Source organism: Paraburkholderia sp. BL17N1 (assembly GCF_003634175.1).
Taxonomy (GTDB): domain Bacteria; phylum Pseudomonadota; class Gammaproteobacteria; order Burkholderiales; family Burkholderiaceae; genus Paraburkholderia.
Genome location: NZ_RBIW01000002.1, coordinates 2,071,124 through 2,091,800, shown reverse-complemented (window position 1 = coordinate 2,091,800; position 20,677 = coordinate 2,071,124). Strand labels below are relative to the sequence as shown.

Annotated in this window: 18 protein-coding genes; 4 read left to right on the top strand and 14 right to left on the bottom strand. The window is 60.1% G+C overall.

The window, feature by feature from the left end:
• Window positions 1-2: 2 nt before the first annotated feature.
• The 8 genes from B0G82_RS29245 to B0G82_RS39855 all read right to left on the bottom strand — a co-directional run bounded on the left by B0G82_RS29245 (window position 3) and on the right by B0G82_RS39855 (window position 11,465).
• The gene (locus B0G82_RS29245; protein ID WP_121309893.1) at window positions 3-1,427 is read right to left on the bottom strand and encodes a sodium:solute symporter family protein; all 1,425 of its coding nucleotides are present in this window, start codon (window positions 1,425-1,427) and stop codon (window positions 3-5) included.
• A 126-nt stretch (window positions 1,428-1,553) separates the two neighbouring features.
• Window positions 1,554-3,887, bottom strand: a complete 2,334-nt coding sequence (pdxA, locus tag B0G82_RS29240) for a 4-hydroxythreonine-4-phosphate dehydrogenase PdxA (protein ID WP_121309892.1) — start codon at window positions 3,885-3,887, stop codon at window positions 1,554-1,556.
• Window positions 3,884-5,053, bottom strand: coding sequence for an iron-containing alcohol dehydrogenase (locus B0G82_RS29235; protein WP_121309891.1), 1,170 nt, complete (start codon window positions 5,051-5,053; stop codon window positions 3,884-3,886). The genes pdxA and B0G82_RS29235 overlap by 4 nt, the downstream gene beginning before the upstream one ends.
• 53 nt (window positions 5,054-5,106) lie before the next feature.
• Complete coding sequence (gene dapA / locus B0G82_RS29230; RefSeq protein ID WP_121309890.1) at window positions 5,107-5,994, bottom strand: 4-hydroxy-tetrahydrodipicolinate synthase; 888 nt, start codon at window positions 5,992-5,994, stop codon at window positions 5,107-5,109.
• Between the two features lie 67 nt (window positions 5,995-6,061).
• Entirely contained in the window at window positions 6,062-7,186 is a 1,125-nt protein-coding gene (locus B0G82_RS29225) for a porin (RefSeq protein ID WP_121310912.1), read from the bottom strand.
• 374 nt (window positions 7,187-7,560) lie between these two features.
• Window positions 7,561-10,134: a hybrid sensor histidine kinase/response regulator gene (locus B0G82_RS29220; RefSeq protein WP_121309889.1), complete on the bottom strand. Its 2,574-nt coding sequence runs from the start codon at window positions 10,132-10,134 to the stop codon at window positions 7,561-7,563.
• Between the two features lie 28 nt (window positions 10,135-10,162).
• Window positions 10,163-11,200: a 3-oxoacyl-[acyl-carrier-protein] synthase III C-terminal domain-containing protein gene (locus B0G82_RS29215; protein WP_106283147.1), complete on the bottom strand. Its 1,038-nt coding sequence runs from the start codon at window positions 11,198-11,200 to the stop codon at window positions 10,163-10,165.
• Window positions 11,201-11,303: 103 nt separating this feature from the next.
• The gene (locus B0G82_RS39855; protein WP_158608202.1) at window positions 11,304-11,465 is read right to left on the bottom strand and encodes a hypothetical protein; all 162 of its coding nucleotides are present in this window, start codon (window positions 11,463-11,465) and stop codon (window positions 11,304-11,306) included.
• Window positions 11,466-11,792: 327 nt separating this feature from the next.
• Between B0G82_RS39855 and B0G82_RS29210 the strand changes: the two genes are divergently transcribed.
• A complete protein-coding gene (locus tag B0G82_RS29210; protein ID WP_121309888.1) occupies window positions 11,793-11,990 on the top strand; it encodes a hypothetical protein in 198 nt (65 codons plus the stop codon).
• A gap of 104 nt (window positions 11,991-12,094) precedes the next feature.
• On the opposite strand, the gene B0G82_RS29205 is transcribed toward B0G82_RS29210, so the two are convergent.
• The gene (locus tag B0G82_RS29205; RefSeq protein ID WP_106283145.1) at window positions 12,095-12,280 is read right to left on the bottom strand and encodes a hypothetical protein; all 186 of its coding nucleotides are present in this window, start codon (window positions 12,278-12,280) and stop codon (window positions 12,095-12,097) included.
• Window positions 12,281-13,055: 775 nt separating this feature from the next.
• On the opposite strand from B0G82_RS29205, the gene B0G82_RS29200 reads away from it, so the two are divergent.
• The 3 genes from B0G82_RS29200 (at window position 13,056) to B0G82_RS29190 (ending at window position 16,046) form a co-directional block, all read left to right on the top strand.
• On the top strand, window positions 13,056-14,126 hold the full coding sequence (locus B0G82_RS29200) for a helix-turn-helix domain-containing protein (RefSeq protein ID WP_121309887.1): 1,071 nt from the start codon (window positions 13,056-13,058) through the stop codon (window positions 14,124-14,126).
• A 324-nt stretch (window positions 14,127-14,450) separates the two neighbouring features.
• On the top strand, window positions 14,451-14,678 hold the full coding sequence (locus B0G82_RS29195; RefSeq protein WP_116122171.1) for a hypothetical protein: 228 nt from the start codon (window positions 14,451-14,453) through the stop codon (window positions 14,676-14,678).
• A 372-nt stretch (window positions 14,679-15,050) separates the two neighbouring features.
• Window positions 15,051-16,046 carry a helix-turn-helix domain-containing protein gene (locus B0G82_RS29190; protein ID WP_121309886.1) on the top strand — a complete coding sequence of 332 codons (996 nt, stop codon included), beginning with the start codon at window positions 15,051-15,053 and terminating at the stop codon, window positions 16,044-16,046.
• A 57-nt stretch (window positions 16,047-16,103) separates the two neighbouring features.
• Here B0G82_RS29190 and rfbD read toward each other — a convergent pair whose 3' ends face one another.
• The 5 genes from rfbD to B0G82_RS29165 form a co-directional block, all read right to left on the bottom strand.
• Entirely contained in the window at window positions 16,104-17,006 is a 903-nt protein-coding gene (rfbD, locus tag B0G82_RS29185) for a dTDP-4-dehydrorhamnose reductase (protein WP_106283141.1), read from the bottom strand.
• Window positions 17,006-17,554 carry a dTDP-4-dehydrorhamnose 3,5-epimerase gene (rfbC, locus tag B0G82_RS29180; protein ID WP_121309885.1) on the bottom strand — a complete coding sequence of 183 codons (549 nt, stop codon included), beginning with the start codon at window positions 17,552-17,554 and terminating at the stop codon, window positions 17,006-17,008. Before rfbC ends, rfbD begins: the two co-directional genes overlap by 1 nt.
• On the bottom strand, window positions 17,551-18,438 hold the full coding sequence (gene rfbA / locus B0G82_RS29175; RefSeq protein ID WP_121309884.1) for a glucose-1-phosphate thymidylyltransferase RfbA: 888 nt from the start codon (window positions 18,436-18,438) through the stop codon (window positions 17,551-17,553). The genes rfbC and rfbA overlap by 4 nt, the downstream gene beginning before the upstream one ends.
• A gap of 3 nt (window positions 18,439-18,441) precedes the next feature.
• Window positions 18,442-19,503, bottom strand: a complete 1,062-nt coding sequence (rfbB, locus tag B0G82_RS29170) for a dTDP-glucose 4,6-dehydratase (protein ID WP_121309883.1) — start codon at window positions 19,501-19,503, stop codon at window positions 18,442-18,444.
• 115 nt (window positions 19,504-19,618) lie between these two features.
• Entirely contained in the window at window positions 19,619-20,626 is a 1,008-nt protein-coding gene (locus tag B0G82_RS29165; RefSeq protein WP_158608201.1) for a helix-turn-helix domain-containing protein, read from the bottom strand.
• Window positions 20,627-20,677: the final 51 nt, after the last annotated feature.

The following is a 20,677-nucleotide window of genomic DNA, read 5'->3' as shown; positions in this document are numbered from 1 at the left end:
CGTCAATGTGATTCACGATGCGCGAGACGCTCGCCGCTCGCGCCGACCGGCTTGGAGCCCGCCGGAAACAACAGCTTCTCCAACACGATGACGACGGCCGGCGTGACCAGCGACACGTACATGTTGTCGATACCGAGCGGATTGCCGAGCAGATACCAGACGGTCGTGGCCAGCGCGGACACGATCAGCGCGGCCATGGCTCCGCGGCTGCTATTGAAAAACGGCAGATAGATACCGATCAGCGCCACCACGGACACCGTCAATCGCAACGCGCGCGTGAAGAACGACAGCGCGAGAATCTGCGGCACGAACAGGACGAATACGAGCGGAGCAAGTCCGACTGCCAGCGAAATCCAGCGCGTCATGCGCAGTTCGACTTCCGGCGTCGGATGATAGCGCGGCACGTAGAAGTCTTTGACGATCAGCGAGGCGATGGCGAGCGCCACCGTGCACACGCTCACGAAGATCGACGCAACGAGCGACGTCGTCACCACACCGGCCAGCAGCGGGTTCATGTGTTGCAGGAAGACCGGCAACGCGTACAGGCTCTTGATCCCCGGAAACAGATACTTCGCGGCGACGCCGAGAAAGCCGAGCGCGAGCGAAATCGGCACGCACAGCACCGCTGCGAGCAAGGACGCACTGCGCGCCGCCGCGGCTGAGCGCGTGGCGGAGATCGCCTGAATGATGAACTGGGTGGAGAAGATCGCGCCCGCCGTGCCAATAATCCACGCGCCGATCGTGCCGTTGCTGAGTGATCCGTTCCAGGTGAAATAGTGCTCGGGCATGTTCGCCATCATCGGCTTGATGCCGCCGGTCAAGCGCCACGCCACTACCACCAGAATCGCAATGCCGATCAGCTTGACCGCGCTGTGCACGATGGTCAGATACGCCACGCTCTTCAGACCGCCCCACGCGAAGTAGATCGTGCTGACGATGGCGGTGATCACCGCCGCGGTCGGCAGATTGATCCGCATCACTGTCGAGATCGCGGCCGCTCCGCTCACGTAGTTGCCCACGTTCACGAGAAAAAGCGCATAGATCATGATCGCCGAAACCACGAGCTTGGCTCGCTTGCCGTACTTCATGGCAATGAAACCGGAGATCGTGAATTCACCCGAATTGTAGAGACGTTTGGCCATGAACAGGCCAAAGAACAGAAAGCCGATCGACGCGGCGATCACCGACCACGAAGCCGCGATACCGGCGCTGAACGCTTCCTGCGAGGTCCCCACGGTCGACTTCGCGCCGATGAACTCGGACATGAGCAGGACCGCGACGACCACGACCGGCATGGAGCGCGACGCCACCATGAACTGCTCGGAATTGCGGCTGCGCAGCTTCACGCTGAACCAGCTGGTCAGAAGTATGTAGACCACGACCATGCCGATGATGATCGCGGTGTCCCAGTAGCTGAAAGTTGCCATGGTGTCTCCAATGTACTTTTGCCGATGCATACGCATCGAATCATCCGGTTGCGCGGCGTGTGTCCGCCGTCCCCGCAGCCGTTATCCGCGTCCCGTCGTAACGGGATGCCCGTTCACTAACGGCTCTCAGGCTTCCAGCTCGGAACGCCGCGTGGCCAGATCGAGCGCCTGCTTCAGCGCCTCGAGCATGCTGCCTTCGTCGGCGATACCCTTGCCGGCGATATCGAACGCGGTGCCGTGATCGACCGAGGTGCGGATCACCGGCAGCCCGACCGTCACGTTGACACCGGCCTCCAGCCCCATCACCTTCACCGGGCCGTGCCCCTGGTCGTGGTACATCGCGACCACCACGTCGAAGTCGCCGCGGCCGGCCCGGAAGAACAGCGTGTCCGCGGGCAACGGGCCTTCAACATCCCAGCCGCGCGCCTGCAATACCTTGACGGCCGGAATGATCTTTTCCTCTTCCTCGCCGTAGCCGAACAGGCCGTTCTCGCCCGCATGCGGATTGATCCCGCACACGCCGATGCGCGGATTGTCGATGCCCGCGCGCACCAGCGTTTCATGCGCGCGCTCGATGGTCCGTTGCACGAGACCCGGTTCGATGCGGCGAATCGCGTCGAGCAGGCCGATGTGGGTCGTGACGTGAATCACGCGCAGCTTCGGCGCGACGAGCATCATCGATACTTCGTCGATGCCTGTGAGATGCGCGAGCATTTCGGTGTGGCCCGGGAAAATGTGGCCGCCGGCGTGCAGCGCTTCCTTGTTCAGCGGCGCGGTGCAGATCGCGTCGAGTTCGCCGGCGGAAGTCAATTTCACGGTGCGCGCGATGTACTGATACGCGGCGTCGCCCGCGACGGCGGAGAGCTTGCCGTATGGCATGTCGGCGGGAATCAAGCCGAGGTCGATGCAATCCACCACGCCGCATTCGAAGCCGGCATCCGCGGGGCTTGCAATCGAGCGCACTTCGAGCGAGACGCCCGCGCGCTGGCCCGCGTCGCGCAGACGCGCGGCGTCGCCGATCACGAGCGGACGACATTGCTCGTAGACCGAGGCGTGCGCCAGCGCCTTCATGACGATTTCCGGGCCGACGCCGGCAGCATCGCCCATGGTGATGCCGATAACTGGACGATAGGTCATTGTGGTCAGTCCTTTGATGATGGCCGCGCACGGCCGGGCATTGGGTTGGACGCCGGCGAGTTTTCGCCAGGCCAGATTGAGCGTATCCGGATGGCCGAAGCCGCCCGCTTTGGTGACGACGTTAAGACGGCGCCCGTTGTGAACGGCGTGCAGCAGCGGCACACCGCTCTCGATTTCTTCGACGACGCGTAATTCGCCAATACCCGCCACGGACAGCAGCGCGCGGGCCGTTTCTCCGCCGGTGGCGATCACGCTGCCGGCGTACTGCAATGCGGGAACCAGCAGCGCGGCGAGGCGCTGGCAGAACAGCAGACCGTCGGCCACGCTGGTGCGATCCGTCTGGCTCAGCGACACGACGACATGTAGCCCTCGCTGCAGCGCCGCGCTCACCTCGCTGGTGAACTGCGCATGCGCTGGCTGGATGCTACGCAACGTCGACGGGTCGATTTCGAACGACGCGAGCGCCTCGCCCGCTTCCGTCCTGAGTCGCGCGACCTGCGCATGCGAGACGCTCGACATGCTGCCGACCACGGCCAGCACGGGTTTGTTCGGCTCGCGAGCGGCAACGCCGGCCTCGCTGGCGGTCGTCACGTCACCGGGATTCAGAGCCTGCATCAGATCGCGAGCGAGACCGGCCGAGCCGACCCAGAACACGCTACGCAGCGACGCAGAAGCGTGCGCGATGCGCCGCAGGTCGTCGTCCGTTTCGCTGTCGCATACCACTGCTTGAATGCCGCCCTGCCGCATCGCGTCAAGCTTTGCCGTCAACGCGGCCTGATCCGAACGCACCTCCGCGAGCGACAAGGTGTCAGTACGCACATCGTATTGCGCGAGCATCGACGCAATGGCGGCCTCGCCGGCAATGCCCTCGTTGCGCCAGACTTCCGTCTGCTCCACCGGTACGCCGTTCAGCCATTGACGGCCGTCACGCGTGGTGCGTCCCGCTGCGGGAAATGCCGGCGCCACGATGGCCATGCCCGCCAACGGAATCAGCGCCGCGACTTCGGCTGCGACGTTGCCGCGCAGCGTCGAATCGATCTTCTTGTAGAGCCGTGTGTCCGCATGAGCGAGTTCACGCCAGACCTTCACGTTCACTTGCGCCGCCGTTTCCGCGCCGAGCCGGCGCGAGTCGGCATCGACCGCGAGAACGTCGATGCCTCGCGTGACGTCGGCCTCACCGCCCTCGCCCGTCAACTTAGGCATGCGTGCGTCGAGCATGACGACACTGCGCAAACCCAGGCGCGCGCCCGTCACGGCGCAATCGGCCGTGCCGGACAAATCGTCGCCGATGATGAGCAGGCGCGGCTCACGCGTGCGGTTCATGGCAGCAGGCGGCGATAGATCGCCTTCATGTCGTCGAGGGACAGCGGCTTCGGGTTGTTGCCGAGCAGCCGTTTGACTTTCGCCGCCGCGACGGCGAGCGCGTCGAGATCGTCCTCGCTCACGCCGAACTTGCGCAGATCCTGCGGGATGTCCACGGCCGCGGTCCATTGATCGATGCGCTCGATCAGTTTCGTGGCGGCCGCCAGGTCATCGTCGGCGGACGTGGCCAGCGACAGCGCGCGCGCCACGTCGGCGAGCCGGCCTGCGCAGGCATCCATGTTGAACGCCATCACATGCGGCAACAGCATCGCGTTCGCCACGCCGTGCGTGATGTTGAACATGCCGCCGAGCGGATACGCGAGCGCATGGACCGCGGCTGTGCCGGCCGCCGTCAGCGCCAGGCCGCCGTACATCGAACCGAGCATCATCGCTTCGCGCGCCTTGATCGACTCGCCATGCTGGTACGCTTCGATGATGTTCGCGCCGATCAGCCGCATCGACTCCATCGCGAACATGTCGCTGATCGGGTTGGCCTTGGTCGAGATATACGATTCGAGCGAGTGAACGAAAGCGTCCATGCCGGTGGCGGCCGTGATCGCCTTGGGCAATTTCAGCGTGAGCGCCGCGTCGAGAATGACGAGTTGCGGCAACAGATGGCGGCTCACAATGCCGACCTTCAGCTCTTCGTCGGGTAGCGTGACGATCGCGTTCGGCGTCACTTCCGAACCCGTGCCCGCTGTGGTCGGCACGAGAATTAGCGGCACGCCCGGCTTCGCGATCAGATCGATGCCGAGCCATTCACGCAACGGCTGTTCGTTGGTCAGACGCACGGCGAACAGCTTGGCTGCGTCGAGCACGCTGCCGCCGCCGATCGACAGAATCGCGTGCGGCGCGAAGGGCGCGATCTGTTCGCTGAAGACGCTTTCCACGTTGCCGATGGTCGGCTCCGGTTCGACGTCGCGCACGATCAGCACTTCAATGTCTTTGGCTGCAAGACTCGCGATCACGCGGTCGATCACGCCGAGTTCTTCCATCGCCGGCTGGGTGATCAGCGCGATGCGTTTGACCGGCGCGTCGAGCAGCGCGAGCTTATCGGCGAGCAGATCGAGGCTGTGCGCGCCATGCACGATGTGCTTGACAGTCTGGAAGTGATAGGTCGTGGTCATGGCGATGTCTCTTGGGGCAGTGAATGAGGTACGGACGGAAGAACGGGCGCGCTTTAGCGCGTCTCGCGATAAATCGAGAGCGCCTGTTCGAGCCGGGCGCGAGCGTTCGCGTCGAGCGGCTGCGCGGGCGCGCGCGCCGGACCCGCCGGCATGCCGAGCATTTGCGCGGCGGTCTTCAGCACGACCGGCATGGTGCCGAGCGCGAAGGCGTCGCGCAGCGCGCGCAACGACTCCTGCGCCCTGCGCGCGGCCGCGATGTCGCCGGCCTGAAAGTGCTTCCATATCGACGTGACTACGTCGGGCACCGCGTTGGTGGTCGCGGCCACCGCGCCGTCGCCGCCCGCGATCAGTGTCCAGAGGATCATCGAATCCGTGCCGGTGAAAACGGCGAAGTCGTCGCTGCGCAGATTGATCAACTGCAGCAAACGATCGAAGTCGCCGCCGCTGTCCTTGATGCCGCGAATGTTCGGAATCTCCGCGAGGCGCCGCACCGTGTCCACGTTCAGCGTGATGCCGGCCTTCGCGGGGATCGTATAGAGCATCACCGGCAGCGTGGTGGCGCGCGCGATCCGCTCGTAGTGCGTGAACAGTTCCTGCTGGGTTGCGCCGTTGAAGTACGGCGTGATCACCGACACCGCATCCACGCCCACGTCGAGCATCTTGCTGTTCAGTTCGATCACGTCGCGCGTGGCGTACGCGCCCGTTCCGGCAATCACCGGCACACGCGAGCGCGCCTGATCGACCGCGATCCTGGCGATGCGCAACTTTTCCGCTTCATTCAAGGCGATGAATTCGCCGTTGGTGCCGAGCACGAACAGCGCATGCACGCCGGACTCGATCAGGCGCTCGATCAGCGTGCGCAAGCCCGCTTCGTCCACCTCTTCGGTTGCCGTCATCGGCGTGATGAGTGCGGGAATGATCCCTTTGAACAAGACTGTCATGCTCGACTCCACTTCCACGACGGAAGGTTTCAACACCTTCCTGTTTAGATCAAATTGCGCGAAACGCTCAAAACTTGTGACGCAAACCGAGTGCCGCGACGAACTGATGCGAGGTGCTCGACGCCGTGATCGGCCACAACGCCGCCGTGGCCGCGCGGCCCGTCGAATCGATGCCGCTCGCGCCTTGCCAGCCGGTGCTCAGATAAACGTCGGTGCGCTTGGACAGAAAGTAGTCGGCGCCCGCGTTCACCTGGTTATAGTGCGCGTCGCCCGCGCCATGCGTGCGGGTGTAGTTGTAAGCCACGCCGAGCAGCGTGGCCGGCGTCAGCTGGTAGCGGAAATTTGCTTCGACGTTGTCGAACGTCGCAGTCTCGCCGACAAAACGCGCGACCGGTGCCGAGGCCGCGCCCGAGCCCAGATCCTTGAACTTCGAGTTCGAATAGATCAGGCCGAAAGTCGCCGCGCCGAATGTGTATGCGCCGCCCACCGCCGCTATCTGCAGCGTGCGCGCCGACGCATAGCCCGAATAGATCGGCGTGTTGTTGGGCGAAATCGCCGCCGCGCCCGCCGTGCCGTCGAAAAGTCCCGTGTTCGGTGTGGTGGCGTTCATATACGACGCCGCGACCACGAACGGGCCGTTTGCGTAGGTGGCGCCGAGCCCCCACACGCGATTGTTGGCGAAGTCGCCTGCCGTGCCGCCGAAGCTGTACAAACCGCTGAAGCGAAAGCCCGCGTAGTCGTTGCTGATGAACTTCACGCTGTTGCTGATCCGCGCGTTCACGTAAAGATTGTCCGTATTCCCCGGATGGGCGCCGAGACCGCCCGCCCACTGATTGGCGGCCGTCAGCGTGCCGATGAAGTCCGCCGAAGTATCGTTCTGCCGGCCCGCCGTCACCTTGCCGAAGCCGCCGCTCAAGCCCACATAAGCCGCGCGGCCGAACTCACGGCCGTTCTGGCCGAGCGTGCCCGTCGTGCTGCTGAAACCGTTTTCGAGCACGAACAATGCGCCCAAGCCGCCGCCCAGATCCTCCTGGCCGCGCAAACCCCAGCGGCTGCCGGACAACGTGCCGCTCGACATCTGAATGTTCGAGTGACCTTTCTGGTTGTTCGTGTAAACGAGTGCGGTGTCGATCAATCCATACAACGTGACGCTGCTTTGCGCGTGCGCGCCGGTTGTGGCGGCGCCAAGCACGCCCAAAGTGGCCAGAACCCGAAAGGAACGCTTTTTCAATGGTGTCTCCGTGATTTTTCTTGATGGCACGCCGTGGCGCTCGGGCCACGTTGAGACGGTCGGCTTCCCTCGGAAGTGATTGCTTCGCTCAAGGAAAACGACCGTTTCGATCAATATAGTGATCGGAACGGTCGGTTGCAAGCGATTTTTTCGATTCGATCACTTTTGTGATTGAATCGGTCAATTGACTTGTGGTGCTTTTGCGCCAAGGGAATTGGGCGTTGCCGGGCGGAGGAAAGGCCGGCGAAGGAGGAACGTTGGGAGTCGAGGAGCATGCTGAGCGGCACGTCGCGAGGCGGATAAGCGCCGCCGTCGCCGACCGGCGCTAACGTCGATTAGTCGCCCATTGAGTCCCCGTTCTCGCCGCGCGCTTTGGCTGAAGTGAAGTAGGTCCGCAACGCGGGGGCCGAATGATCGCTCAGCGAGCAGATTTGCGCCAGCCAGTCGGCTTCCGCGGGCCATTCGCCTTCCACCACGCGCGGATAGATCTGCCGCACGAACTGATGCAGCGCCTTCGCGCCGATGTTGCCGCTGATGCCGAGCAGGACGTGCAAGGCGCCGTGCGTCGATTCGAGGTCGCGGGCCGCCACGCTGGCGGCAAGCTGCGCCACAGTCGAGCGAATCTGTTCGATGCCGTTGAGGAACGTCTGGTCCAGCAAATCGAGCGCCACCAGTTCTTCGAGGTGTTTCTCGTCGAGCAGCGAGCCTTCCCTGATCGGCGCCGGCCTGGCGGCTTGCACGGCGGGCGTCTGTGCCGGTTCTGGTTTGCCCGGCCCTTGCGACGCACGTTGCTGGGCAAACTGTCTTGCAAGAGACGCATAGAGCGCGCCGATCTGCACGGGCTTGACCATGACCTCGTTCATGCCTGCGGCCAGGCATGCCTGCACGGCTTTCATATCGGACTGGCCGGTCAATGCAACGATGGGAAGCCGGGCATACGCGTCGGCACGAGCACGGATCGACGCGGTCGTTTCCACGCCGCCCATGCCCGGCATGTTCATGTCCATCACGATGGCATCGACGGCGTCGCTCTCCTCCAGCCTCGCCAGCACGTCCGGCCCATGGTCGGCCTCGACGACGCGCGCGCCGCATCGCTCCAGATAACCTTTGGCGATCCGCCTGCTATAGGTGTCGTCGTCCGCGACCAGAATCGTTTTGCCGGCGAAACCGTCGAACGGGTGGCTCTGAACGTGCCGATCGCCGCTTTCGAAAAGCTTTTGAAGCGTCGCGATCAGTTCCACCGCGCTGGCGGATTTGCTGATCAGATCGTCCATGCCGGCGCGGCGGGCGAGCACCCGCGTCACATTGCCCGGCTCGGCCGTGAAGGCGGCGATCAGAACATTCCAGTTCGGATGTTGATGATCGGCACGAATCTTTTCGGCCGTGGTGTAGCCGTCCATGAGCGGCATATTGATGTCAATCAGCACGAGGTCGTGCGGCGCCGACTGTTGAAGCACCCTCAAAGCCGCCTCGCCGTTTTCCGCCTCGCTTACCTGCGCGCCGACCTTCGACAACGCGCGGCGGCTTCGCGTCCGCTGAGCGGCATCGTCGTCCACGACGAGAACGCGTTTGCCGTCAAAAAATGGCATGGCGCGCTCGAAAACCTTCTGCTCATGCTCGGCCACTTCGCGGCTGGAGACTGCCGGGAAGTGCAGCGTGAACTGCGTAAATTTGCCGACTTCGGAGCGGCAGGCGATCGTGCCGCCGAATGCACGCATTGCGCGCTGGCAATAGGCAAGGCCGAGCCCCGTACCCGCCGAATTACCCGCGGTGCGGAAAGGCTCGAAAAGATGAGGCAGGAGGTCGGGCGCGATGCCCGGGCCGGTGTCATGAACCAGCACCGTCTGGCGGTCGATCGTCAGCGTGAGTGTCGCCAATGGATGCGCCGCAATGTGATGCAGCGCGTTCTTGATCAGATTGAACAGCGTGAACAGATAGACGGTTTCGTCGACCTTGAAGATGAAGTCGTCCAGCACCACGAGCCGGACCTTGGCGCGCTCCTTCTGATCGCCGAAGCCGTATTCGTCCAGCGCTTTACGCGTGGTGGCCGCCGCGCTCAGATAGGTGAAATGATCCGCGCGGATGGGTTTCGCGCTGACTTCATCGAGTGTCATCGCGATGATGCGCAGCCCCCGATCGATCGACAATTGGCCATGGGCAAGGTGCCGGTAAAGCAATGCCGCCCTGTCGTGCGACATGGCCGGCGTCGGGCTGACATCCGTCACTGCGGGCAGCGCCTCTTCCATGCGATCCAGCACGTGCCTCAACTGGCTGAGAGGATTGCGCATTTCATGAGCGATCGAACCGGCGAGCGCACGGAACGCCACATTCTTTGCCTGCGCGACGATGCCTTTCAGATTGCTGTAACTGAACGTAAGGCCGGCGAAAATACCGAACGTAAAAACCGGCAGATACGTGTAGAGAAATAGCTGACCGTCCACGTGCAGGGATTGCGGAATGACGATCCTGGCGCACAAGACGGCAAGACCAATGCCCAGCATCAGATTGAGTGCTAACGCAACGACCGACGGAAAAATGGCGATCAGGAAAAACACCATGCCGAGCTCGGCCATCGACCAAAGCATCGAATAGTGACCGGCAATCAGGTAGTAAGTGAAAAAGAACGGTAGCGAATAGGCTACCGTTACGAAGTAATACCACGGCAGGAAGCGCGCGACCGAAGCGGGCCAGAAACGGTGCAATAGCAGCAGCGTACAGGCCGCCGTACCGATAACGCGCATCGGCAGGCTTTCGTTGGGTTGAGGATCGATATACGTCCACCACAGCCAGTACAGCGGATGCCCGATCGCACCGATTACGCCAACAGCCAGCACGCTGTAGTCCGACACCTTGGCCGATTCATAAACCAGTCGGTTGAGATAACGGATGCTCCCTGAAATGGCTCTCATGTCGTGCTTTATCTTGACTTGCCCAGCCTCAGAATTTGAAGCTGCTGACGTTGAACGACATGCCGGCGCTGCCGACCCAGCACAGCACTCTGTCGCCTCTCTTCAACCGCCCGCCGTCTTTTGCCAGTGAAATGGCAGCCGGAATCGACGCCGAAACGAGGTTTCCCGTCTCCGGATAGATGTGATACATCTTGTCGTCGATCCCTACCTTGGCACCATAACCCTGCCACGCCGCCTTGGAGGATGCATGGGTGAAGACGATGTCGATGTCCTTCTTGGGAACTGGCAGTTTAGTCAATACCGCGGACAACTCGTCCGAATTTTTGTGAAGCTCATGGCCGAATGACGTGAAACGCATATCGCCGTTCTTGCCGATCCGCTCGGTCGGATGGCAATACCCTTCATAGCCGGGAATTGGAATAGTGCACAGGTCCGACACTGCCGGCTTCGCGCGAAACGCGAAGGTGAAATTATCCGGCTCTTTGGCGACGAGCAACGTCGCGGTCGCCGCCTCGCCAATCGTGAACGACGGCAACGTATATTCGATTTGAGCCTGGCTCTTCAACGCGAAATTCCCCGGATAGAGTGGGCCGCCCGCAAGCATATTGAACTCGGCATTCACAATCATAGCGTTTCTGTACTGACCCGACTTGAAAAGGCTGTCGATGATCGCCATGGCCCGGGTCCAACTCATGCATGCGTCGACCACATCGAAACACTCGGCGTTCACGAAGCCGAGCGTGCTGGCCATCATGTGGCTGTTGCCGGGCTCGAGGAAGCCTCGTCCGATACCGACATAAATAAACAGCTCGATGTGTTCCGGCTTCAGATACGTTTCCGATAGCGCCTTGCGCGTCGCCATGGCGACATGATCGATAGGCGACTCGTGGCTTTCACACCAGCGCCGGTTGACCAGTCCGCTTCTGTCGAGCAAGGTCTTGATGGTGCGCATCCCCCGGTCGATATCACCCTCGTAGTCCCTGGAATGGAATCGAATCATATCGATCACTTCCTCGTTCGTAACGATCCTGGAGGGCAAGCTGACGGCTACGTCTTTGATAAGCATAAAGAATCCATGAATAAATTAACGCGGTGGGTAGAAGTACCTTTTGCGCCATGGCACGCGAGTATCTGGGACACCAGATACGCGGCCTCGCGGCGCTGGTACATTAACGCGTCCACCGCGATTCATGAAAAAAGTCGCGTCTGGTGTGTTGGCAATGGGAATGTTGGGTGGTGGGGAGGGCTGCAGCGCCGATGGTGCCGTCGGTGCGGATCTGCGCGGTGGCGTTCGGCGGCGTGTCCTTCTGCCTGCGTGAGCCCTTTTTCATGTCCTGTTCCGTCAAGAACGTGACCTCATCCGCCGCGCGCGTCCGTAGCCTCCTTCGAGCGACTAGACTTGGCTTCGGTCTTTCGAGGGGGCGCTTCTCTCAAGCGAACCCCACCCCTCGATCTTTCAGCCTGCCGCTCCCTCGGGCGGCAGGCTCTTTTTTTTGTGGACCGCTTCAAATTCAGGCAATAGCCGCTCGTGAGCCGGGAGGATCAGGCCGCTGCATGCGGCTGCAGCTTCATCCGCGACGGCGGCTGCTGTCGTAACCCGTGAGTCGAAGACGAGTACCGTTCCAGTGGGAAAACCGCGTGACGCTTTCGAGGCAAGCATGCAGCTACCGAACGTAGATAACTTCATCAAAGACTCGCAGCACGGCGTCACCTACAACATCTGCGCCTATCGCAAGCTTTCGGTTCAAGAGATGACACGCGCGATGCAAGTCTTTATACAACAACAGGGCAAGCGTCAACCGAAGCAAGGAACAGTCGTCAAGATCTTTTCCCTGCTTGGGGTTGGGGATCAGTAGCCGTGTTGAAGCCTGGGACGTCGATTGACGGAGGTTGAACGCGCCCGCCATTGCACGTGTGCTGGCATGCCGCGCGGCAAGATGAACAGTGTCGACTAGGCCGTCTAGTCCAACATTGACAGCAGATCGGCGAGGTTTGTGTCGGGCAAGCGCTTCGCAACCATGTCCCAGAAGATCACGTCGTGCATTGCGCTCGCATCTTCCGCCGTCTTCCATTCGCGCGCACCGACGATCGAATCAGCCGTTTCGCGAGCTGCGGATACGATGGTCTGAATATCTTGTTTCTGCATGAACCCGTTAACGGTCGCATAACGAGCTTATTTAGCCTCATGCGCAATCGTTTGCCAAAAAAGTTTAATCACTGCCCCCCGCACGGGACGATGCCAGCGGTGACCTGACTGAACATGGCGCATCACGGAGTTCAAGCGTCCGCTGTGCCCGAGGAGGCGGGACAAGACGGCCGCTCTGCGACTCAGGTGAACCGCGGTGCATGTGAGCACACACTTGTACTTCGCGCATCCTGAGCGTCGGGCGAAATTCTACCTCTTCCGCCGCGCCGCACCGTTTTGCGGCGTTTATTGGAAAACTTAAGTCCGAAACGAGCACATGGTTGGAGCCGCCTGACGACCTACCTGAGACACAGGTATTCCCGACATCGGCCATGACGCTCGCCGGCGACACCCGCGGCGCCGCAAATGCACCACCTTTGATCAACCCGACATGCATTCACCAAAAAATATTTCGCCGCTAATGGACTATGCACTTTTATAGAGCAGAATTATCATATCGACGAGATGAATCGATAAATGGATGCACTTTGCATGCCGCCCCTGTCTGTTGCGAACTACGATAATCATTTCTCAATCTTACCCATTACGGAACGAATCAGGCGCTCAGCAAGGCTGTTCGCCATCTTGCCACTCAACTCCGCAACAGCCAATGTGTTGGTTAATTCAGCCATGAAATACTGCCAAGAGAATTACACGTATAGCATGATCTAATAAGAAAAAAGACGGAGTCTTGGGGAGAAGTCTCTGTAGAACACATATTTCCGGGGGAAAATAAATGGATTTGGTACATACTCTGCCGCGCAGTTCGCGGCACAGTGCCGTGCCGATGCAAAAGAACGATCTGACTCGCATCGACATCGCGCTGTTCAACGGATTCGCATTGCCTACGGTCGCCGCACTCATCGAGATTTTTCAGCGAGCCAATTCGCTGGTCGCCGCACCGCGATCCGGCCGCGCACGTTACGACGTCTCGCTGCTTTCCGCCGCGGGCGGACGCATCGCCAGTTCATCATCGGTCTTTGTCTGGACCGACGACGTCCAGTCGCATCGGGGCACCAATGAGCCGCACTTGTTGTTCATCGCAGGCGGCGCCGGCGTGCAGCAGGCATGCCGCGACGAGCGATTGAGCGAGTGGCTTCGCCGCAGGCATCCGTTCAGCGAGATCGTGCATCCGATCGCGGAAGGCCAACTGCTGCTTCAGGCCGCCGGGCTGCCCAGCCGGTACTGCCCGCTTCTCTATGGAGACAACGACGCATCCGGGTTGCATCGGGCGCGGTTGACGGAAGCGCCGGGCGCTGTATCGACCGCGTTGCGTATCGTCGAAGAGGATCTCGGTGCCGATCTTGCGCGGCGGGTTGCCGAGTCGATCGCGCCGCAACCCAAGACGCCCTTCAGCTCGTCGGTCACACTTGACGTGACGCCTCAGATCAGCGAGAAGATCCTCGCGTCGGCGCGCTGGCTGGAAGCAAACGTCGCCCGGCCCATCTCGATCGACGACGCGGCCCAGGTCGCAGCGATGAGCGAGCGCAACTTTCTGCGCCGCTTCAAGAGCGAGATCGGCATGACGCCCTCGGACTATCTGCTTCGCGCGCGCCTGAATATGAGTTGCCGGATGCTGATTGAATCGCGCCTGCCTGTTGACAAGATCGCGCGCCACTGCGGTATCGGCAGTGGCGGACAGTTGTCGAAGCTGTTCAGGAAATATCTGGAGACCACGCCAACGGACTATCGAACGCGCAACCACGTGGCACTGCAGAAGCCCAAAGCACCGCTACCGGATCAACTGCGCGAGTTCGATCCAGGCGATCTGATCGAAGCCGACTACGCAAGTCAAGTCGAAGCGTAGGACACAACCCAGCGGCACTTGAAAGAACATGCCGCGTTGAGCGCCTTCCATGTCATGTTCAGTCAACAGCGTGACGCAATCCGCCGCTCGCGTCTTGAGTCCGCTTCGAACGAATACACTTGGCGTCGGCCTTTCGAGGGGCGCCTCTCTTGGTCAACCCCCAACCCCTCGATTTTTCCAGCCTGCCGCTCCTTGGGGCGGCAGGTTCTTTTTTTTTCCCCGTCATATCAGGGTGGAGTCGCGTGTGCCACTATGCGCCGGGCTTCTCGCGAGGCACATGCATCCGCGTCCTTGATTCATACGAAACCTCCCAACGGAGCGCGCATGGATGACAAAGTGACTTACGTGTACGAGTACACGGGTGGTTTTGGTACGTACCGTACTGCTGGAAAAGGTTTCGCATGTCATCTTCCCCTTGTTGGCGACAATGTCGTCATGAAGGTCGATGAACTGGGATTCGACGATGTTCTTAAAGTGAAGTCTCGACTCTTCGAGTACGACAAAGCGGGCGCATTGACCGTTACGTTCACGCTATCTCATACGGTCACATAGGATCACTATATATCTACGATAAGTTAACTTTTTCGTTAATCGCTCGCCCTATCAGGCTCACACTCGATATTCAAATTCCACTCAAGGATGAGGGCATCCTGATTCTTTGCTCGATACTCCATTGCAGCCCGTTCAATAGAGCCGCATTTCATTCCCTCTCAAGACTTACCCACGTTTCAAATTAAACCCACCTCTTATCCGACGGATAAATCTGTTTCTCCCGAAACACCCCGTGACTTGCCAATTCTTGCCAACACCTTGGCAAATTCGGCCAGTCATTAATGCAGTGCAACAACGTTATGTAGCATTCGATCAAACAATTAAGAGCGGCTTAGAGACGGCCGGCAAGTCACTCATTTCCGGGAAAGTACGATGGAGTTTCTTTGCAACGTGAAGCATAAGAATGCACTTCAAGCACCCGCTTTGCCGCAGAGCACCGGCGCCATTCATATCGGCATTGCATTGTTCAATGGATTCGCACTGCCCGATGTGGCTTCCATCATCGAGATATTCCAGTCGGCGAATGCCCTGAGTGACACCGGCGAGCCCCGTCGAACGCGCTATGAGGTCTCGCTGTTGTCGGCATCCGGCGGGCGTATTGCCAGTTCTTCCTCGGTGTTCGTGTGGACCGACAGTGTCGAATCGCGCGGGCACGACGATAACTTCCGCGCGCTTTTCATTGCCGGCGGCACCGGCGCAACGAACGCGTTCCGTGACGATCGTCTGATCGTGTGGCTTCAGCAGGCGTTTCCGAGAAGCGGCATGGTCCATGCCATCGCGGAAGGACGCCTGATGCTCGAAGCGGCTGGTTTCTCGAACGCCTACGGCGCTCGCATGGAGAACGACAGTTACGCACGGGGCGCATTCCCGTCGCGACCTCTCGTCGACTCGCCCAGCCCGCTGCGAACCGCGTTGCGCATCGTTGGCGACGATCTTGGCCCCGAGGTTGCGCGGCAGGTCGCCGACTGGGTTGCACCTCAGGGCGAAACGCAGTTCAGTGCCATCTTGCGTAGCAAAACGGCATCGCATATCAGCGACAAGATCCAGGCGTCCGCGCAATGGCTCGAGGCCAATGGCGCTCGTCCGATATCCATCGACGATGCCGCGCAGATCGCGGCGATGAGCGAACGGAATTTCCTGCGGCGCTTCAAGAGCGAAATGGGTGTAACGCCGTCGGAATACCTGCTCTATGTGCGACTCGACATGAGCTGCCGCCTTCTCGCTAAAACGAGCTTGCCCGTGGACAAGATCGCGCGTCGATGCGGCATTGGCAGCGGTGGACGGCTCGCCAAGCTGTTTCGCAAGCACCTGCTTACCACGCCGACGGAGTATCGAATCAGCAAACAAGGTTCGCGCAGTGCGTCCTAACGCACGCCGGCGGTAAATCCACGGTCTCTTTCCAGAGCCCTGAGAACTCTGGAATCTTCAAGCGGTGCGCTCGAATCGCTCGTCTAGCGTCTGAGCAAGCGCATCCCACCAATGGGGCCGCACAAGGCCGAATCGCTCGTCGAAGCGGTCGTTGTTGAGAGCCGAATTGCGCGGACGTGCCGCACGTGTCGGAAACGCCTCGCTCGGTACAGGCTCGATGTGCGTGACGCGTACCCGGCCTGACGGCGCGAGATTGCGCGCATAGTCGATGATCGCAGAAGCATAGCCGTGCCAGCTGGTCACGCCTCGCGAAGTCAAATGAAAAAGTCCGCTTTGAAAGCGTGCTTCCTGACGCTCGCGCATCGCTTGTGAAATAGCGTGGGCAGTGACGTTGGCAAGCATTCTTGCGGGCGTCGGTGTGCCGAGCTGATCATCGACGATCTTGAGCGCTTCACGTTCTGCGGCGAGCCGAAGCATCGTCAGCATGAAGTTTGCCCCGCGTGTCGCGTAGACCCAGGAGGTGCGGAAGATCAGATGATCGCATTCGGACGCGATAATTGCGAGCTCCCCATCGCGCTTGGTCGCACCGTACACATTCAGCGGCGCAGTCTCGCTATCTTCCGTATAAGGCTCCGCCGACTTTCCGTCAAATACGTAATCCGTCGAAAAATGAACAAACAATGCGCCCGCACTTTTTGCCGCGCGGGCCATTACGTCGACCGATTCGGTATTGACAAGCCGTGCCGTCACGCAATCGTCTTCCGCCTTATCAACCGCCGTATAGGCCGCGGCGTTGACAACGACGTCCGGGCGGTAAAACCTCATCAACCCGTCAAGCAGCGCCGGCTTGCTGAGATCCGCGACTTCCCGATCCCAACGAACTACCTCACCCAGCGGCGAAAGCGAGCGCGCGAGCTCCCAGCCGAGTTGTCCTTGCACGCCTGTGACCGCGATTCTCATCAGTAAACCTCAGCCTCGTTGAAGCGGCTACCGGCGGCATCTTTCGACGAAACGAACGGAACACCGTTCAGTTCCCATTCGACGGCGATGTCCGGATCGTCCCAACGCAACGTACGTTCGTGTTCCGGATGCCAGAATGCAGTCGCTTTATAAAGGAACTCAGCAACGTCCGACAATACGACGAACCCGTGTGCAAAGCCCGGCGGAATCCATAGCTGCCGCCGGTTCGAAGCCGACAGCCGCACACCGACCCACCGCCCGAACGTGGATGACCAGCGCCGCAGATCGACAGCGACGTCGAATACCTCACCCACTACCACCCGAACCAGCTTGCCCTGTGGATGCTGGATCTGGTAGTGGAGACCTCGCAGAACGCCTTGCGCTGAAATCGAATGATTGTCTTGCACGAACGTATAGCCGCGCGCCACTTTCTCTTCGAACTCAACCTGATTGAACGTCTCGATGAAAGCACCGCGTGAATCTCCAAACACTTGGGGCTCGATGACCTTCACGTCAGGAATTGCGGTATGTCGAACTTGAATGGTCATGTGTGGATAGTCGGAATGAGAGATGACAGATATCGGCCGTAGTCAGTCTTTTGCAAAGGCGCCGCAAGGCGGGCCAGTTGCTCGGCATCAATCCAGCCACGCCGGAATGCGACTTCCTCCGGACTTGCAACCAGCAAGCCCTGTCTCTGTTGTAGCGTCGCGATAAACGTCGCCGCATTGATCAGCGATTCGTGCGTGCCGGTATCGAACCAGGCAAAGCCTCTACCCAGCGTTTCCAGATGAAGCGCTTCGCGCTCCAGGTAGCGCCGATTCACGTCAGTGATTTCCAGCTCGCCGCGTGCGGATGGCTCGATATTCGCAGCAATGTCGCAGACGTCGCCGTCATAGAAATAAAGACCCGTAACGGCAAAATTGGAACGCGGTTTCTGGGGCTTTTCTTCGATACTCAGAACCTTACCCCGAGCGTTGATCTCCACCACGCCGTAGCGTTGCGGGTCGTGCACGTGATATCCGAAGACAGTCGCGCCTTTGGTTCTCAAATGCGCATTGCTCAGATGCGCGCCCAGGTCCGCGCCATAGAAAATGTTGTCGCCCAGAATCAGCGCGGACGGTTTCCCACCGATAAACTCGCGGCCGAGTATGAATGCCTGAGCGAGCCCGTCCGGTGACGGCTGCACAGCGTACGTGATCTGCATACCCCACTGGCTGCCGTCGCCGAACATCGCCGCGAAGCGCGGCGTGTCGTCCGGCGTCGAGATCAGCAGGACCTCGCGAATGCCCGACATCATCAGCGTGGACAGCGGATAGTAAATCATCGGCTTGTCGTAGATCGGCAGCATCTGCTTGGAGATAACGCGCGTGATCGGGTACAGCCGCGTACCAGACCCGCCGGCGAGAATAATGCCCTTACGGTTCGAGTCCATCGTTCAAGCTCTCTTGAGTACGCTTTCGGGGTTCCAGCGCCGATAGGCGCCGGAGCGGATTTCCTCGAGCCACGCGTCGTTTTCAACGTACCACTGCACCGTCGTCGACAACCCGCTCTCAAACGTCTCGCGCGGCAGCCAGCCGAGTTCGCGACGCAGCTTCGTTGCATTGATCGCGTAACGCCGATCGTGTCCCTTGCGGTCCGAGACGAAAGCGATCTGCTGGCGATAACTGCCGCTCCCGCGTGGCTTTATCCCGTCGAGAAGATCGCAGATGAAATGAACGACTTCGACGTTGGTTTTTTCGTTATCGCCGCCGATGTTATATGTCTCCCCCGGTATGCCACGGGCGAGCACTGTGCGGATCGCCTCACAATGGTCGCCAACATACAGCCAGTCACGCACATTGCCGCCGTCGCCGTATACCGGCAGTGCGTCGCCGCTCAGTGCACGTTGGATCATCAACGGAATCAGTTTCTCCGGAAACTGGTAAGGCCCGTAGTTATTCGAACAGTTCGTGGTCAGCGTAGGCAATCCATAGGTGTGGTGGTACGCGCGGACGAGATGGTCCGAACTCGCCTTCGATGCCGCATAGGGACTGTTCGGCGCGTACGGTGTCGTTTCCTTGAATGCGGCATCGTTGGCCGACAGCGAACCGTACACTTCATCTGTCGACACATGCAGGAAGCGAAACACATTACGGTCCGTACCGTTCAGGCGCTCCCAATACAGCCGCGCGACATCGAGCAGTTCACCGGTGCCCGTCACATTTGCATCGATAAACTCGCGCGGACGGTCGATCGAGCGATCGACGTGACTCTCTGCTGCAAAGTGCACCACGGCACGCGGTCGATATTCTTCAAAGATCGCACTCATGGCTGCGCGATCGCCGATATCGCGACACACGAACACGTGACGAGGATCGTCGTGCAGCGCTCGCAACGTGCCGTAATTGCCGGCATACGTCAACTTGTCGATATTGAGTATCGGCTCATCGTGTTGAGCAAGCCAGTCGATGACAAAATTTGCGCCGATAAAGCCGGCGCCACCCGTGACGAAGATCATTTGAAGTTCTCTTAGATGACGGCTCTTACACTGTGAATCGTAGAGGCGCGACTATTTTTCCATCGGCCATATCGTTGGCGCATTCCGACATTCGCCAGTTACCCGCGTGGATCGCTCACACTGACTCATTCGGATCGATCGCGTCAGTCGCCGAATTCGATCCCTGCCGATTCGCATCACGAAACTCGCTCGGCGTGAGAGAGAGTCGACGTCTGAATATTTTTGCAAGCCGCTCGCCACTTCCCATTCCGCAACGTCGCGCGATCGTATCGATCGGCAAACTGGTTCGCTGGAGCAGGCTGCATACGACACCCAATCGAATCTCAAGCAAATACTCCGAGGGCGTGATCGACACCTCCGCCCTGAAACGACGCAAAAAGGTCCGCTCGCTCATATTCGCGACCTCGGCTGCGTGCGCAATCGAGATCGGGTGCATATAGTTCTCTCGCAGCCAATTTGCCGCCGCTTTGATCGATGTCGTCCATTCCATCGATGATGCGCCGACGGTTTGCGCATCGGGACTGCTAGTCGACGCCCGAGGACTCGCATGTTTTCTCACAGCATTACGCGACGACGTGAGATAAAGCAGAATCTGCGATTCGATCTGTTTTCGCGCATGCGTGCTGGTCGCCGCCAACGCTGCAACAAACGATACCCCTGCTTCTGTCATAGACAACGCCAGTCTCGAGCGCGTGCGAGCGCTGCTCAACTGTCGTCCGCGCCGCGCGGTACTCGGCGAAGCCATCACGAATCGATGCAACGAGCTATCGCTATCCCACACGACGATATCGGCTCGCGCCACCAAGGTCGACACGACGCGCAACACTTCAGGATCTTCAGCCGCACCCACCCTGCACTCCGCACCGACTACGAACACACCGTCGAATTTCTCCGATAACCGCGGCTCAATCGCCTCTGTCCAGATCCGGATTGAAAGCGAGTCATCCACATAGCCACCTCCAATCGACAGTAACGACACCTTGAATATCAGGCCAGGCGACGGCGATCTTTCCTCCCCGATACCGTCGCCGTGAGCGCGATTAAAGATATCCGCCAGCGCGTCGACCTCTTTGATAGAGAACCCGGCGAATACGACTATCGCAATCTTCACTTCCGATTCCATGGAAGGCGCCGCGGCGCTCTCGGAGAATGCTCCTTTAGCTCTTGTGCGGTT

Bases quoted from the DNA above. Each gene is read 5' to 3' on its own strand.
- dapA (WP_121309890.1), bottom strand. From the start codon at position 5,994: ATGACAGTCTTGTTCAAAGGGATCATTCCCGCACTCATCACGCCGATG.
- B0G82_RS29205 (WP_106283145.1), bottom strand. From the start codon at position 12,280: ATGCAGAAACAAGATATTCAGACCATCGTATCCGCAGCTCGCGAAACG.
- rfbD (WP_106283141.1), bottom strand. From the start codon at position 17,006: ATGAGAATCGCGGTCACAGGCGTGCAAGGACAACTCGGCTGGGAGCTC.
- rfbA (WP_121309884.1), bottom strand. From the start codon at position 18,438: ATGGACTCGAACCGTAAGGGCATTATTCTCGCCGGCGGGTCTGGTACG.
- B0G82_RS39855 (WP_158608202.1), bottom strand. From the start codon at position 11,465: ATGAAAAAGGGCTCACGCAGGCAGAAGGACACGCCGCCGAACGCCACC.
- B0G82_RS29200 (WP_121309887.1), top strand. From the start codon at position 13,056: ATGGATTTGGTACATACTCTGCCGCGCAGTTCGCGGCACAGTGCCGTG.
- B0G82_RS29210 (WP_121309888.1), top strand. From the start codon at position 11,793: ATGCAGCTACCGAACGTAGATAACTTCATCAAAGACTCGCAGCACGGC.
- B0G82_RS29190 (WP_121309886.1), top strand. From the start codon at position 15,051: ATGGAGTTTCTTTGCAACGTGAAGCATAAGAATGCACTTCAAGCACCC.
- B0G82_RS29165 (WP_158608201.1), bottom strand. From the start codon at position 20,626: ATGGAATCGGAAGTGAAGATTGCGATAGTCGTATTCGCCGGGTTCTCT.
- rfbB (WP_121309883.1), bottom strand. From the start codon at position 19,503: ATGATCTTCGTCACGGGTGGCGCCGGCTTTATCGGCGCAAATTTTGTC.
- B0G82_RS29195 (WP_116122171.1), top strand. From the start codon at position 14,451: ATGGATGACAAAGTGACTTACGTGTACGAGTACACGGGTGGTTTTGGT.
- pdxA (WP_121309892.1), bottom strand. From the start codon at position 3,887: ATGAACCGCACGCGTGAGCCGCGCCTGCTCATCATCGGCGACGATTTG.
- B0G82_RS29235 (WP_121309891.1), bottom strand. From the start codon at position 5,053: ATGACCACGACCTATCACTTCCAGACTGTCAAGCACATCGTGCATGGC.
- B0G82_RS29220 (WP_121309889.1), bottom strand. From the start codon at position 10,134: ATGAGAGCCATTTCAGGGAGCATCCGTTATCTCAACCGACTGGTTTAT.
- B0G82_RS29245 (WP_121309893.1), bottom strand. From the start codon at position 1,427: ATGGCAACTTTCAGCTACTGGGACACCGCGATCATCATCGGCATGGTC.
- rfbC (WP_121309885.1), bottom strand. From the start codon at position 17,554: ATGACCATTCAAGTTCGACATACCGCAATTCCTGACGTGAAGGTCATC.
- B0G82_RS29215 (WP_106283147.1), bottom strand. From the start codon at position 11,200: ATGCTTATCAAAGACGTAGCCGTCAGCTTGCCCTCCAGGATCGTTACG.